This is a genomic window from Micromonospora sp. 050-3 (assembly GCF_046549335.1).
GTDB classification, from domain to species: domain Bacteria; phylum Actinomycetota; class Actinomycetes; order Mycobacteriales; family Micromonosporaceae; genus Micromonospora; species Micromonospora trifolii.
Genome location: NZ_JAJPVX010000002.1, coordinates 914,181 through 927,382, shown reverse-complemented (window position 1 = coordinate 927,382; position 13,202 = coordinate 914,181). Strand labels below are relative to the sequence as shown.

General features: G+C 68.5%; 14 protein-coding genes. 11 read left to right on the top strand and 3 right to left on the bottom strand.

Annotated features, from left to right (window positions below):
• Positions 1-70: 70 nt before the first annotated feature.
• Positions 71-1,822 (bottom strand): trypsin-like serine protease, encoded by a 1,752-nt coding sequence (locus tag ACLJOK_RS19275; RefSeq protein WP_410820151.1) that lies wholly within the window; start codon positions 1,820-1,822, stop codon positions 71-73.
• 476 nt (positions 1,823-2,298) lie between these two features.
• The gene (locus ACLJOK_RS19270) at positions 2,299-2,943 is read right to left on the bottom strand and encodes an FMN-dependent NADH-azoreductase (protein ID WP_410820150.1); all 645 of its coding nucleotides are present in this window, start codon (positions 2,941-2,943) and stop codon (positions 2,299-2,301) included.
• An 82-nt stretch (positions 2,944-3,025) separates the two neighbouring features.
• On the opposite strand from ACLJOK_RS19270, the gene ACLJOK_RS19265 reads away from it, so the two are divergent.
• Positions 3,026-3,505 (top strand): MarR family winged helix-turn-helix transcriptional regulator, encoded by a 480-nt coding sequence (locus ACLJOK_RS19265; protein WP_410820149.1) that lies wholly within the window; start codon positions 3,026-3,028, stop codon positions 3,503-3,505.
• 68 nt (positions 3,506-3,573) lie between these two features.
• Here ACLJOK_RS19265 and ACLJOK_RS19260 read toward each other — a convergent pair whose 3' ends face one another.
• A complete protein-coding gene (locus ACLJOK_RS19260; protein WP_410820148.1) occupies positions 3,574-4,587 on the bottom strand; it encodes a potassium channel family protein in 1,014 nt (337 codons plus the stop codon).
• Between the two features lie 218 nt (positions 4,588-4,805).
• Here ACLJOK_RS19260 and ACLJOK_RS19255 point away from each other — a divergent pair, with 218 nt between their 5' ends.
• From ACLJOK_RS19255 to ACLJOK_RS19210, 10 genes are all read left to right on the top strand, one after another.
• Positions 4,806-5,303 (top strand): helix-turn-helix domain-containing protein, encoded by a 498-nt coding sequence (locus ACLJOK_RS19255; protein ID WP_410820147.1) that lies wholly within the window; start codon positions 4,806-4,808, stop codon positions 5,301-5,303.
• Positions 5,304-5,440: 137 nt separating this feature from the next.
• Positions 5,441-6,040 carry a ClpP family protease gene (locus ACLJOK_RS19250; RefSeq protein WP_410820146.1) on the top strand — a complete coding sequence of 200 codons (600 nt, stop codon included), beginning with the start codon at positions 5,441-5,443 and terminating at the stop codon, positions 6,038-6,040.
• A gap of 84 nt (positions 6,041-6,124) precedes the next feature.
• Positions 6,125-7,441 (top strand): M23 family metallopeptidase, encoded by a 1,317-nt coding sequence (locus ACLJOK_RS19245; RefSeq protein WP_410820145.1) that lies wholly within the window; start codon positions 6,125-6,127, stop codon positions 7,439-7,441.
• Positions 7,442-7,591: 150 nt separating this feature from the next.
• Positions 7,592-8,512 (top strand): ABC transporter ATP-binding protein, encoded by a 921-nt coding sequence (locus ACLJOK_RS19240; RefSeq protein ID WP_410820144.1) that lies wholly within the window; start codon positions 7,592-7,594, stop codon positions 8,510-8,512.
• The gene (locus ACLJOK_RS19235; protein WP_410820143.1) at positions 8,509-9,279 is read left to right on the top strand and encodes an ABC transporter permease; all 771 of its coding nucleotides are present in this window, start codon (positions 8,509-8,511) and stop codon (positions 9,277-9,279) included. Before ACLJOK_RS19240 ends, ACLJOK_RS19235 begins: the two co-directional genes overlap by 4 nt.
• Positions 9,280-9,420: 141 nt before the next feature.
• Positions 9,421-9,549: a lasso RiPP family leader peptide-containing protein gene (locus ACLJOK_RS19230; RefSeq protein ID WP_410820142.1), complete on the top strand. Its 129-nt coding sequence runs from the start codon at positions 9,421-9,423 to the stop codon at positions 9,547-9,549.
• A gap of 134 nt (positions 9,550-9,683) precedes the next feature.
• Complete coding sequence (locus tag ACLJOK_RS19225; protein WP_410820141.1) at positions 9,684-11,510, top strand: asparagine synthase-related protein; 1,827 nt, start codon at positions 9,684-9,686, stop codon at positions 11,508-11,510.
• On the top strand, positions 11,507-11,785 hold the full coding sequence (locus ACLJOK_RS19220; RefSeq protein WP_410820140.1) for a lasso peptide biosynthesis PqqD family chaperone: 279 nt from the start codon (positions 11,507-11,509) through the stop codon (positions 11,783-11,785). Before ACLJOK_RS19225 ends, ACLJOK_RS19220 begins: the two co-directional genes overlap by 4 nt.
• Entirely contained in the window at positions 11,782-12,210 is a 429-nt protein-coding gene (locus ACLJOK_RS19215) for a lasso peptide biosynthesis B2 protein (protein ID WP_410820139.1), read from the top strand. Before ACLJOK_RS19220 ends, ACLJOK_RS19215 begins: the two co-directional genes overlap by 4 nt.
• Positions 12,207-13,145, top strand: a complete 939-nt coding sequence (locus ACLJOK_RS19210) for an ABC transporter ATP-binding protein (RefSeq protein ID WP_410820138.1) — start codon at positions 12,207-12,209, stop codon at positions 13,143-13,145. The genes ACLJOK_RS19215 and ACLJOK_RS19210 overlap by 4 nt, the downstream gene beginning before the upstream one ends.
• The last annotated feature ends 57 nt before the right edge of the window (positions 13,146-13,202 follow it).

The following is a 13,202-nucleotide window of genomic DNA, read 5'->3' as shown; positions in this document are numbered from 1 at the left end:
CTCGGAAATGGGACAGGGCCCGCAACCGTTCGGTTGCGGGCCCTTCCCGTTACTGCTGCGGACAGCCTGATCAGAAGACCAGGTTGAAGACTCCCCAGCCGGTGCCGATGACCGCGCCGCTCGAGTCGATCCACTGGCCGTAGCCGTTGGTCGTGTAGAGCCGCATCCGGCCATTGCCGTCGACGCCGAGCATGTCCATCATGTTGTCGCCGCTCCAGTCGCCCGGAACCATGATGTTCTTGAAGCCCTGCCAGCCGCCACCGATCTTGGTGCCGAGCGGGTTGGTCCAGCCGCCCTTGCTGTCGGACTGGTACATCTTCAGGTCGCCGGTCGAGGTACGACCGATCAGCACCTCACGCCCGTCGCCCTTCCAGGCCCCCGGGGTGAGGAACAGGTTGAAACCGTTCCAGCCGTTGCCGATCTTGGTACCCAGCGGGTTCTCCCAGCCACCATTACCGTTGCTGGTGTAGCGGATCAGGTCGCCGTTGGACTTGCGCACCAGAAGGCTCGGCCGGTTGTTGCCCAGCCAGTTGTTCGTCACCATGAGCGCGGTGAAGCCCTGCCACCCGGTGCCGATCTTCTTCGCGCCACCGACGAAGTTGCCCTTGCCATCGGTGTTGTAGATGAACAGCTCACCGTTGGGCTTCATCGCCATGATGGACGGCTTCTTGTCGCCGTTCCAGTTGTAGACGCGGAAGACCCGGCTGTAGATGTTCCAGCCCGCGCCGATTTGCTGAACCCCGTAGAAGCCGCCGTACCCGTCGTTGGAGAAGCCACTGCCGTACCACAACGCCAGGTTGCCGGCGGCGTCGCGGGCGAGCAGGTCGGTGTGACCGTCGCCCGTCCAGTCCGCGTTGACCAGCGACGGACGGGTGAGGTCCGCCTTGATGGAGTTGTTGTAGTAGCTCAACCGCTCGTAGTAGCCGGGCGACGAACCACACGGCGCGAAGCCCCAGTCGGTGATGCCGACCTGGACCCCGTTGACGAGCAGCGGACCGCCGGAGTCACCCCCGCAGGTGTCGCTGCTCGGCGTGGCGTCGGTGCCCGCGCCAGCGCAGATCATCCGGTCGGCGAGGTAGAGCCCCTCGATGTTGCAGTCCTCGTCGGACCGCATCGGAACAGTCGCCTTGCGCAGCCGGCTGTCCGGGTTCTCCTCGTCGGACGCGGTGACGCCGTAGCCCGCGATCTGGGCCTGCGTGCCAGCCACGTACGGAGTCTGGTCACCCTGGGCGCTCAACGACACCGGCTTGTACACGCTGGGCAGGTTCTGCTTCAGCGTGAGGACCGAGACGTCGTCGACGATCGGCGCGTAGGGGTCTTCGTACTGCTGGGCGATGTTCCAGCCCGGGTGGGTCCAGGTCGAACTGACCTCGGCGACGAACCCGCTGCCACCGACGATCTGGCCGTTACTGTCGACCAGCCGGTCGTTGCCGGCGATGACCCGAGTGCTGCCGGGCCCGTCGGCGGTGCAGTGCGCGGCCGTCAGCACCTTGTTGGGGGCGATGATCGTGCCGGTGCACCAGTAGTACTGGTCGCTGTCCTGGAGAGTGGTGACGATACCCACGATGTACGGAAACTCGGAGGCGCTCGCCAGGGTCCCCTGGAAGACCTTGGGAGAGGCACCGGTGCCGGACTGGAAGGCCCGGCCCTGGGCACCCGGCTTGGGAAGCGTGAGCTTCCCCTTGTGCAGGTTCGGCAGCTTGCTCGACCGGTCCGGTCGCTCGCTGCTCGCCACGTCGTACGCGCCGCCGCCAGCGGGGGCGGCTTGAGCACTGGTCGTGGGTGCCACGGCCGCCACGCCCGTGAGAGCGAGGCCCGCCATGACGCCGGCGTACCACCGCCGGCGGGCTCCTGCGGATGTTGCCACTTCAGCCACTGATTGCTTCCCGTCGTTCGATTAACGAGGCACTCGGAACTGCCCGGGATGACCTGCGTGGGACGCGACGGGTGAACGACAAACCACACCAGGGCGAGTACGCCCGGCTCTAGAAAGATTTCCCCGTCGTGCCTGCGCCAACGACGCTGCACCGGCGAGCCCCGGCAGCGACACCCATTGACAGCTCTAAGCCGGGACACCGTAGCAAGGGTTCGTTCGGGAAGCTGCCCGGTAACGAGGTTTTTCCATGATCCGCAACCAGACCGCGACGAACCAACGGGGTCAGCGCAGCCGCGACTCATCCGGACGGGTTGCGGCTCCCGCCGCCTGGTGCGCAGAAACTGGATGTCCCGCCCCGGAGGGGTGGCCGTTCCGGTGTGGAGCGGCCGCCCTCCGGGCGACGAGGGACGAGGGGCGACTGGTCAGCGGGCGGCGCCGGCCGGCAGCCAGAGGTTGTCGATCTCCTTCTCGGCCGCCGTGAGGCTCGCCTCGTGCAGCGGGATCAGCTCGGCCATCGCCGGCACCGACGGCGCCAGGGTCAGCTCGGCGCTGATGAAGCGCGGCTGCATACCGGTCATCGACAGGCCGTGCGGGAGCCACGGCTCGGCGTGGTCCCAGCCGTAGCGAGGGGTGCCCTCGCCGTAGCCGCCGCCCCGGGTGGCCAGCACCACGAACTCGCGTCCGCCGAGCAGGCCCTCCTGCGTCGTCGGGTCGTACGCCAGCCCGGGAACGATCAGGTGGTCGACCCAGGACTTGACGCTGCTGGGCGCGCCGAAGTTGTAGAGCGGCAGGCCGAGCAGCACCACGTCGGCCTGCTTCACCTCGTCGACCAGCCGCTCGCTGAGCTCCCAGGACTCGCGCTGGGCCGGCGTGTGCTGGTCCGGAGGGGTCATCCGCGCCAGGCCACCCTCCGCGTCCAGGTGCGGCAGCGGCTCGGCGCCCAGGTCCCGGTAGGCCACGGTGCCGTCCGGGTGGGCCGCACGCCATGCGTCGACCGCGCGGGCGGTGAGCCGCCGGCTGACCGACCAGTCACCGCGGATGCTCGAGTCAATATGCAGCAGATGCATTATTCCTCCCTCAGGAATCGTCTGTGAAGCACCAACTATTTATAGCAGGCCGATGTTCCGTCCGGTCGGTAGACTGGGTCACATGTCCGCGCAGCCGCTCGACTCCTCCGAGCACCGCTCGGGCGCACTCCTGGACCATCTGGCCCGGCGGATGCGACTGCGGTCGGAGTCGGTGCTGGCGCCGCTGGGGCTACGCCCCCGGCATCTGGTCGCGCTCACAGTGCTGCGCGCCGGCGGCGGCACCGGGCAACAGGCGCTCGCCGCCATCCTGGAAATGGACAGCACCAACATCGTCGGGCTGCTCAACGACCTGGAGGCGAAGCAGCTGATCGAGCGTCGGCGCTCAGCCGAGGATCGCCGCCGACACGTCGTCGAACTCACCGAAGATGGTGCGAAACGCCTCAGCGAGGCCGAATGCGCCCTGGCCGGTGCCGAGGACGAGGTGCTGGGCGCGCTGGATCCCGCCGAGCGGGAGACGCTCTACAAGCTGCTCAGCCGGGCCTCCGCGGGCACGGCGGCCAACTGCACCGAGGCGATCTGCGCCGCCGACGAGACCTGCTGACGCCGCCTCACCACAACGGCGGCGGCGTCACGCCAGCGGTCACACACCGGCCGGCAGCGGCGGGACGATCAGGCGGTGGTGGCCGACTGGGGGCGGTCGTCGCGTACGTGCACCAGCATGTCGCCGGTCTCGATCACCGCGCCGGCCCGGTCGGCCAGGCTGACCACCTTGCCCCGCCGCACCAGGGCGATCACCAACGACTCCAGCTCGCGCGGCGAGCGACCCACCTCGTTCCGCTCCGCTGAACGCATCGCCAGCGCCATGCCCTGGCCGGGAGTGAGCAGATCCTCCACCACGTCGATCAGCGGCGGCGCCGAGGTGGACAGGCCGAGCAGCCGGCCCGCCGTGGCCGAGGAGACGATCACATGGTGCGCCCCGCTCTGCTTGAGCAGCGGGGCGTTCTCCGCCTCCCGGGCCGCCGCGATGATGCGGACCTGCCCGGCGGTGAGCTGCCGTACCGTCAGCGCGACCAGCACCGACGCGTCGTCACTGTCGGTCGCGATGATCACGGCCTTCGCGTTCTTGACGTGCGCCTCGTTCAGCACCGACGAGCGGGTCGCCGAGCCCTCGATCGCCACCAGCCCAGCGGAGGTGGCCTGCCGCAGGGCTGCGGCGCTGCGCTCCACCACCACGATCCGCGAGCGGTCCAGACCGTTTTCCATCAGAGCGGAGACAGCGCTGCGCCCCTTGGTGCCGTAGCCGCAGATGATGACGTGGTCCTTCACGGCTCTCCTCCACCGCGACAGGCGACGGCCGGTCCGGTACTGCTCGGTCAGAACTTCCAGGGTGGTGCCGACCAGGATGATAAGGAAGATCACTCGGGCCGGGGTGATGAAGAGGACGTTGACCAGCCGGGCCGACGGCGCGGCCGGGGTGATGTCCCCGTAGCCGGTGGTCGAGAGCGACACGACCGCGTAGTAGAAGCAGTCGAGGAGGGTGAGGCCGTCCTCGTTGACATCGCGGTAGCCGTCCCGGCCCAGGTAGACCGCGGCGACCACGGCGAAGACCAGGCCCAGGGCGGCGGCGAGCCGAAGGCTCAGCGCGCTCAGTGGGCCCCGGCGCTGCGCGGGAAAATGGATCACCGTCGAACCTGCTCCCCCGCCGTCGCCTGCACGCCCACAACATAGCGGGTACACCGTCGACCGCACGTCCGGGTTGCGGCGGACAACCGACGTCGCGCCCGCACCCGAGCCCAGGGCCCGCTACGTCGGAGCGGCGCGGGCCGGACGGGTCGGTCCGGACGGCCAAGGACGGGCATGATGAGAGTGTTCCCGACGACGACCGCGAAAGTGAGGCCGGCATGTCGTTACTGCGACGAGTGATCGGCGGGGTGCTGCGCCGCCACCGCCAGCGTCAGGGCCGCACGCTGCGCGAGGTCGCCGCGTCGGCCGACGTCTCCGTGCCCTACCTCTCGGAGGTCGAGCGGGGCCGAAAGGAGGCCTCGTCGGAGGTGCTGGCCGCGATCTGCCGAGCGCTCGGCATCAGCCTCGCCGACCTGCTCGGCGAGGCCCGCGACGACATGCGCCGGGTCGAGCCCCGCCTCCCGGCCGCGCCGCGCGCCGCGCTGACCCACCTGGAGCGGGTCGACGCGACTCGGCGGGAGATCGGCAACGCCACACTGCTGGTGGGTCCACGTGTCAGCGGGTTCGTCCTGCACCGCGGGCCGGTGGCGAACGAGCCGACCCTCAGCGTCGACGAAAGAGCCTCCGCTGGTGGCTCGCGCCCCGGTCCGCGTACCGCCGCCCTGGCTGACTGCGCACAGACCCGGCTGGGCCTGCGGCGGCTGACCGTCGCGTAGGCCGCGTGGGTTCTGCCGTCGGCGGATCTGCCGGCGGCAGAATCACTGGGCCAGCCACCGCCGTCGCCCGCACGCTGAAGGGGCCGGTCCACCGGGCGGTCCCCACCGCCCGCCGGCGCGGTGGAAGGCGGCGGCACATGATCGGGTACGACGTGCGGATGCTGGAGGGCGGGCAGCCGTCCTTCGGTGACCATGTGTTCGAGCGGCTGCTGCGGGAGCGGATCGTCTTCCTCGGCACCGAGGTGACCGAGGAGTCGGCCAACCAGATTTGTGCTCAGATCCTGCTGCTCGCCGCCGAGAACGACGACCGGGACATCTACCTCTACATCAACTCGCCGGGCGGTTCGGTGAGCGCAGGGATGGCGGTCTACGACACGATGCGCTACGTCCGCAACGACGTGGCGACGCTGGCGCTCGGGTTCGCCGGCTCGATGGGGCAGTTCCTGCTCTGCGCGGGCGCGGCCGGCAAGCGGTACGCGCTGCCACACTCACGGATCATGATGCACCAGCCGTCCGGCGGGATGGGCGGAACCGCCGCCGACATCACCATCCAGGCGGAGAACATGCTGCACGTGAAGCGGACGATGCAGGAGTTGATCGCCCAGCACAGTGGACGGACCCTCGACGAGATCCAGCAGGACTGGGACCGGGACCGGTGGTTCACCGCCGAGCAGGCCCGGGAGTACGGCCTCATCGACCAGGTGGTCACCCGAGCCGAACAGCTGCCAACGCTCTGATCAACGTCTGGTGGCACCGGTACCGCCGGACCACCCCACCCATTAGCCTCCGTGGATATCTTGGCGGGCGCAGAAGGAGTGGGAATGACGGACGGTTACGAAGGCAGCTGCTGCGGCGGCGACACGACCACCTCCGCCGTGAGTCGCCGCACGATGTTGCGCGCGGCGGTGCTGGGTGCGGGCACCATCAGCACCGGTGGCCTGCTGGTCCCCAAGGCCGCACAGGCCGCGCCGGCGATCTACAACCCGTTCAGCGCCTACCCGATCACCGACACCTGGGAGGGTCACCTCAGCCGCGGATCACTCGGCGGCATCGACTTCGGGATGGGGGTGGGCACGGCGTTGCCGGCCTGCGGCGCCGGCACCATCCAGAACATCCCGAACAACGGCACGGGCGGGCACACCGTCACGATCCAGCACGCGGACGGGTACCGCAGCCAGTACCTGCACCTGTCGCAGTTCCTGCTCGCCAACGGGACCAGCGTGGGCGCGGGCACGATCGTGGGCCGCTCCGGCGGCGCGGCCGGCGCACCCGGCTCGGGCAGCTCGACGGGCCCGCACCTGCACTGGCACATGATCGACCCGTCCGGCACCCGGATCAACCCGCTGGCCTTCATCCAGCAGAACCCCGCCGACCAGCCCCGTCAGGTGTTCGAGGCGGCCAGCAACGCCGGCTGGCGCGCCCTACCGGTCGCCGGCAGCGCGGGTGCGGTCACCGGCACGGCGGCGACAGCGATCGCAGTGGGATCAACGAAGATCCTCTACACAGTCAACGGCGGCCGGATCCACGAGGCCGCCAGCAACGCCGGCTGGACCAACCTGTGGACCGGCATCCACGGCGCACAGGGCACCGCCCTGGCCGCGATCAACCTCGGCGGGGTGAAGCTGGTCTACAACGTCGTCGACGGGTACGTGCACGAGGCCGCCAGCAACAACAGTTGGCGCAACCTCAACACCGGCATCGGCGGCGCCAGCTCGTCCTCGATCTCGGTGATCGTGCTGAACGGCGTCAAGTACGTCTACAGCATCGTCGGCGGTTACGTACACGAGGCGCACAGCGCCAACGCCTGGCGGAACCTGAACACGGGCATCCCGGCCTCGGCGGTAGCGGCGATCACAGTGGGATCCACGAAGATCCTTTACACCCTCAACGGCGGCCGGATCCACGAGGCCGCCAGCAACGCCGGCTGGGCCAACCTGTGGACCGGCATCTACGGCGCGCAGGGCACCTCGCTGGCCGCGCTCAACGTCAACGGGGTGAAGCACATCTACAACGTCGTCGACGGGTGGGTGCACGAAGCCGCCAGCAACAACAGCTGGCGCAACCTGAACAGCGGGGTCCGCGGCACGCGGGCAGCCGCCTTGGGACTGGACGGCGTCAAGCTCATCTACGCCGCCTGAGTCGCCCTCCGCGCCGCGAGCCCTTCAGGGCTGATGAGGGCTCGCGGCGCGGAGCACCACTTCTTGCGGATCCCGCGCAGCCGCTCAGCCATGGGCATTGTCAAACCGTGGTCTGACGCGGCGTACAGGGCACGTTGGCAGGCTGAGGGCATGATCGAGGCGACTGAGCTGACCAAGCACTACGGTGCCAAAACCGCCGTCGACGGGCTCACGTTCACGGTGACGCCAGGGCGGGTCACCGGCTTTCTCGGTCCCAACGGGGCCGGGAAGTCCACCACCATGCGGCTCATGCTGCAACTGGACCGGCCCACGTCGGGGCACGTCAGAATCAACGGCAAGGAGTACGGCGAACTGACCGAGCCCCTACGGCAGGTCGGTGCGCTGCTGGAGAGCCGGGCGGCGCACCCTGGGCGATCCGCGTACAACCATCTGCTCAGCCTGGCGGCCAGCAACCGCATCTCGCGGCAGCGAGTGCGCCAGGTGATCGAGATGGTCGGGCTGGAGAGCGTCGCCGGCAAGCGAGTTCGAGGGTTCTCGCTGGGCATGACACAGCGGCTCGGGTTGGCCGCCGCGCTGCTCGGCGATCCGCCGGTGCTGCTGCTGGACGAGCCGATCAACGGGCTCGACCCGGAGGGGGTCCGGTGGATCCGGCAGCTGTTGACGGGGTTGGCGGCTGAGGGGCGCACGGTGCTGCTGTCCAGCCACCTGATGACCGAGATGGCGGCCACCGCCGATCATCTGATCATCATCGGCCGGGGGCGGATGCTCGCCGACATCCCGACAAGGGATTTTGTGGCCCAGCATGCGGGTTCGTACATCCGGCTGCGCTCACCTGAGGCTGCGCGCCTGCGCAGCGCCTTGACCGCCCGTGGGATCCAGGTGACCGAGGCGGGGGACGGCACACTGCACGCGCTGGGCGCCGAGCTGGAGCAGATCGGCGCGGTTGGTCGGGACGAAGGCGTGATAATCACCGAGCTCACACCCTGCACTGCCTCGCTGGAGGACGCGTTCATCAAGTTGACAGCCGATGCCGTCGAGTATCGCGGTGGGATCACGGAGGCAAGCCGGTGAGCAGCAACGCGGTACCCGCAGTCCTGCACTCGGAATGGATCAAGGCACGGTCAACGGTGGGCAGTCTGGTGACGCTGCCACTGGCGCTGGTCATCAGTCTCGGTCTGGCACTGGCTGGTGGCTTGTCCACTCGAAACGCCATCGACAGCGGCAGCAACATGCTGGCGTCGGACTTCAACCCCATCAACTCGGGGTTCAACGCCCTTCTCTACGGCAATCTGGCCTTCGTCGTGTTCGCGGTGCTCGTGTTCAGTTCCGAGTACACGAGCGGGATGATCCGCGCCTCGCTGGCAGCGGTGCCCACCCGGGGCCTGTTCTACCTGGCCAAGCTGTTGGTCGTGGCGGCAGTTGCGCTGATCGTCGGCGGGACAGCCGTGATCGCGTCGTTTCTGATCACCCAGAGCGCGTTGGGACCACATGGGGCGAGCCTGTCCGACCCTGGGGCCATGCGGGCCGTGCTCGGCGGAGTCGCGTACGTCGTACTGATCAACGTCTTCTCCGCAGCAGTCGCGGCACTGCTACGCAGCACCGCGCTGACATTGGGCATCCTCATGCCGCTGTTCTTCGTGGTGGGGCCGGCGCTCGGCACGATCTCCGGCACCAAGCCGGTGGCGCAGTTCCTACCGGACCAGGCCGGCATGCGCGCGATGCAGGTGACGGCCGACTCGGGCGAACTGACCGCCGGGCAGGGGATCCTCGTGCTTCTGCTCTGGACGGTCACGGCCGCAGCGGTCGGGTACTGGTTGATCCGTCGCCGTGATGCATGACAGATGCCCCCTCCGCACTGACGCATGACGGCTGAGTCCTCTTTCCCATTTCGCCGGACGCGTGTCGCTCGTAGCGTCTAACCCGGGCCTTCGCTGAGGCCCGCCGCCGGCGGAAAAATCCAGCATTACGAGGGAGAGAAAATGAACCAGACCGAGTACGTCACGCCTGCGATCACCGACCTGGGCGACTTCACCGAGCTGACCCTGTGCACCCCGTGGGGCGACTGCCGCGACTTCCTCGGTTGCGCCCGTGCGCCGATCTGCATCTGATCACAAAGTCGGCACCGCAACTGCAGAACGAGCAGCTGAGGTGACGTGAGCAGGTAGCAGTCCGTCGGCGGCCGGCTCACTTTCGGCCGGCCGCCGACGTGTCGGTCATTGCGGGAGAAAGGGCGTCTCGCCTCGTGGAATTCGTCGTCCTGCCAGATCGGGAATTCGTTTCGGAGAAGCTCCAGTTAACGCCGGAAAGAGTGGTAGTGCACGCCTCCGGTCGGCCATGGATTGTCGGGCAATGGAATTCTGGCGAAATCACCGTCCTGACCGCCGGAAACACTCGGCTCGCCATCGCCGGCCGGACGGAGATTCGGGAGCCGGAGGTAACCCGGGCACTGGCCGCCATCACGTCGCCGTCCGACCTGGACAAGCTGGCCCGGCGGATTCCGGGAGCAGTCCACCTCCTCCTTTCACAGGACGGCGCCACCCGTTCGCAGGGAACGGTGTCGACCGTACGACAGATTTTCTACACAACCGTCGATGGCTTCACAGTGGCCTCGTCCTCCATCGCCCGGCTGGGCCGACTCGCCGGTGCCACGATCGACCAGGAAGCACTGGCGTTACGACTGCTGTCGCCGCTCGGCGCGCCATGGCCGCTCTCGCAACGGACGTTCTGGACCGGCATACAGGCGGTACCAGTTGGTCACTGGCTGGCGGTCGACCGCGACGGATCGGCACGGACACACCGGTGGTGGCATCCTCCCGAGCCGGTCAGGTCGCTGCAGGAGGCCGCAGCCGAGGTGCGCGAGTCCTTGTTCCGAGCAGTCGCCAGCCGCGTGCCGGGCGGCCGGATGGTGACCGCTGACCTCTCCGGTGGACTCGACTCGACCAGCGTCGCGTTTCTAGCGGCAGCGGCTGGCGCCGACCTGACCACCTTTCACGTGCAGCCGCTGGATCCGGCGAACACCGACACCGTCTGGGCAGAACGGGCCGCCGCGGCACTACCCGGCGCACGCCACCGGGTCGTACCGCGCAGCCGTCCGGCGAACCTGTTTCAGGTCGACGTCGAGCAGGGCACCGGCGCGGGACAGTGGGAGGGGCCACAACTCTGGATCGGCGGCTGGGCACACCTTGCGGACCTGGAGCGACGCGCGACGGCTGAGGGTTCAGACCTGCACCTGATGGGGTTCGGCGGTGACACGCTTTTCGGGGCGATGCCCGCACACCTGTGGTCGTTGGCACGCCAGCATCCGCTGCGCGCCCTGCCGACGATCCGACGATCCCGATTACTCAATCGCTGGTCCTGGTCTGACTGCCTGCGCGGGCTCACCGACCGGTCCACGTTCGCGCAGGCCATCGCCGCGCTGCCCGCGCAGATCGATGCGCCACCCCCACGTCCACCCCACCTGGACCTGGGCTGGGTGCCAGCGGCACGAATCCCGCCATGGGCGACGGGAGCCGCAGCGGAGACCGTGCGAAACGCCCTGCGTTCGGCTGCGGCCTCCGATCCGCAGCCCCTGGATCCCGACCGGGTACGCCACCAGGTCCTGGAGGCGATGGCGTTCGAAGGCGCACTGCTGCGCCAGATTCGTGCGGCCACCGGACCTGGCATGGAATGGGACGCACCGATGCTGGACCACCAGGTCGTCGAGGCAGCGCTGTCGGTCCGGCTTGCCGAGCGGAACGCTCCCGGGCAGTACAAGCCGCTGCTCACCACCGCCATGCGCGGCCTCGTGCCGGACGCGATCCTGAACCGTCCGGACAAGGGCGAGTTCAGCGCCGAGATGCACGAGGGACTGCGCCGCAACCGGCAGACCCTGCTGGAGTTGTGTGACGGATCCAAGCTGGGCGAACTTGGCCTCATCGACGTGGCCGCGCTCCGCGCCCGTCTGCTGAACCCAGGGCCGGTCGCCCATCACCTCACCATTCTGCAGAACACCCTTGCCTGCGAGAGCTGGCTGCGATCCTCGGCCGTGGCGTCCGCTTGGTCGGGACGGAAGACTGGAGCCTTGCGATGACCCTGTCACTGCGCCGTGACGTCGTGCTCAACGAGGTGGATGACGGGCTTGTTCTGCTGGATGAAAGAACCGGCCGCTACTGGCATCTCAACAGCACTGCCGAGCAGATGCTGCGTGACCTTCTCGCTGGGCACTCGCCGGCCGAGACCGCGCACCGGCTGACGGCCGGTTCAGCCGGTGGCCCACCTGTCGACGACGAATTCCGAAACCGGGTCACTGCGGACGTGCAGGAGTTCGTCAACGGCCTCAGGCGAGCCAAGTTGGTGACCTCATGAGCATGCCGGTCACCGCGGAGCGAGGCGTGCGGCTCACCGTCGGGCAGCGTGTCATCGCGCTGGCGGCGGTTGGTGTGGCCCGACCACTCGCGGCGCTACCTCCGCGCCGGTTACGTCAGGCGCTGCGGCTGCTCAGCACGGGCGCGGCTCCCGGCCGATTCGAGGAGACCCTGCATGCCCGGTCGGCGACCGTGACCGTCAGCACCCGCTGCGCGGGGCTCGGTTGCCTGCAGCGATCGGTGGCGACGGCACTGATCTGCCGACTGCGTGGCCGATGGCCGGACTGGTGTACCGGCTTCCGGACCAACCCGTTCGGGGCTCATGCGTGGGTCGAGGTGGACGGCCGTCCGGTCGGCGAGCCCGCCGACGTGGCACGTTTCGTGACCGTGCTGGCCGTGCGATGCCCGGAAGGGAGAGCGACGTGAGCGCGATCAGTGTGCGGAATCTCGCGAAGTGGTATTCGGACCGCATCGCGGCGGTCGCTGATCTCAACTTGGACGTCCCGACGGGCTCGATCTTCGGCTTCCTCGGTCCCAACGGTGCGGGTAAGACCACCACCATCAGCATGCTCGCGACGCTGCTGCGGCCGACCGCCGGTACCGCCGAGGTGGCCGGCTTCGACATCTGTCGGCGACCGGACGACGTGCGGCGGTCGATCGGTATCGTCTTTCAGGAGTCCACGCTGGACCCGGACCTGTCTGCCGAGGAAAATCTGCGCTTCTACGCCAGCCTCTTCGGCATCGGCGGCCGCGCCGTGCGGGGCACCATTGCCGATCTGCTCACGCTGATGGATCTGCAGGATCGTCGGAACTCGCCGGTCCGGACCTTCTCCGGAGGGATGCGCCGCCGGCTCGAGATCGCGCGGGCCTTGCTGCACGCGCCGAAGGTCCTGATCCTGGACGAGCCTACGACTGGACTCGATCCACAGACCCGCATCCTGATCTGGGACCAGCTGCGGCGCTTCCGCTCCGAGTACGACCTGACCGTCTTCATGACCACGCATCACCTCGAGGAGGCCGAGCACTGCGATCGGATCGCGATCATGGATCACGGCGAACTGGTCACCGAGGGCACGCCGGCCGAACTCAAGGCCGTGGTTGGGGATGACCTGGTGGAGATGCGCACGGAGGACGACGATGCCGCCGCAACCAGCATCCGCACGCAGTTCGACCTGGATGTCGCCGTTGGGGCCTCGAACCTCCGCATGCGGGTTCACAACGGGGCCGCCCTGGTGCCCCGGTTGTGCGCGGCGATTCCGGTGCCGGTGATGTCGGTGACCGTCCGGTCGCCAAGCCTCGATGACGCGTTCCTGCACTACACCGGCCGCACCATTCGCGAAGAGGAAGGGCCGCGGAAATGACGATCACCCAAGCGGACCAGATGCCCGTCGCGTTCACCCCGGCCCAGCCGCTCGACA

Coding starts and splice junctions, on each gene's coding strand:
- ACLJOK_RS19275 (WP_410820151.1), bottom strand. CDS start 1,822: ATGGCGGGCCTCGCTCTCACGGGCGTGGCGGCCGTGGCACCCACGACC.
- ACLJOK_RS19270 (WP_410820150.1), bottom strand. CDS start 2,943: ATGCATCTGCTGCATATTGACTCGAGCATCCGCGGTGACTGGTCGGTC.
- ACLJOK_RS19265 (WP_410820149.1), top strand. CDS start 3,026: ATGTCCGCGCAGCCGCTCGACTCCTCCGAGCACCGCTCGGGCGCACTC.
- ACLJOK_RS19255 (WP_410820147.1), top strand. CDS start 4,806: ATGTCGTTACTGCGACGAGTGATCGGCGGGGTGCTGCGCCGCCACCGC.
- ACLJOK_RS19250 (WP_410820146.1), top strand. CDS start 5,441: ATGATCGGGTACGACGTGCGGATGCTGGAGGGCGGGCAGCCGTCCTTC.
- ACLJOK_RS19245 (WP_410820145.1), top strand. CDS start 6,125: ATGACGGACGGTTACGAAGGCAGCTGCTGCGGCGGCGACACGACCACC.
- ACLJOK_RS19240 (WP_410820144.1), top strand. CDS start 7,592: ATGATCGAGGCGACTGAGCTGACCAAGCACTACGGTGCCAAAACCGCC.
- ACLJOK_RS19230 (WP_410820142.1), top strand. CDS start 9,421: ATGAACCAGACCGAGTACGTCACGCCTGCGATCACCGACCTGGGCGAC.
- ACLJOK_RS19220 (WP_410820140.1), top strand. CDS start 11,507: ATGACCCTGTCACTGCGCCGTGACGTCGTGCTCAACGAGGTGGATGAC.
- ACLJOK_RS19215 (WP_410820139.1), top strand. CDS start 11,782: ATGAGCATGCCGGTCACCGCGGAGCGAGGCGTGCGGCTCACCGTCGGG.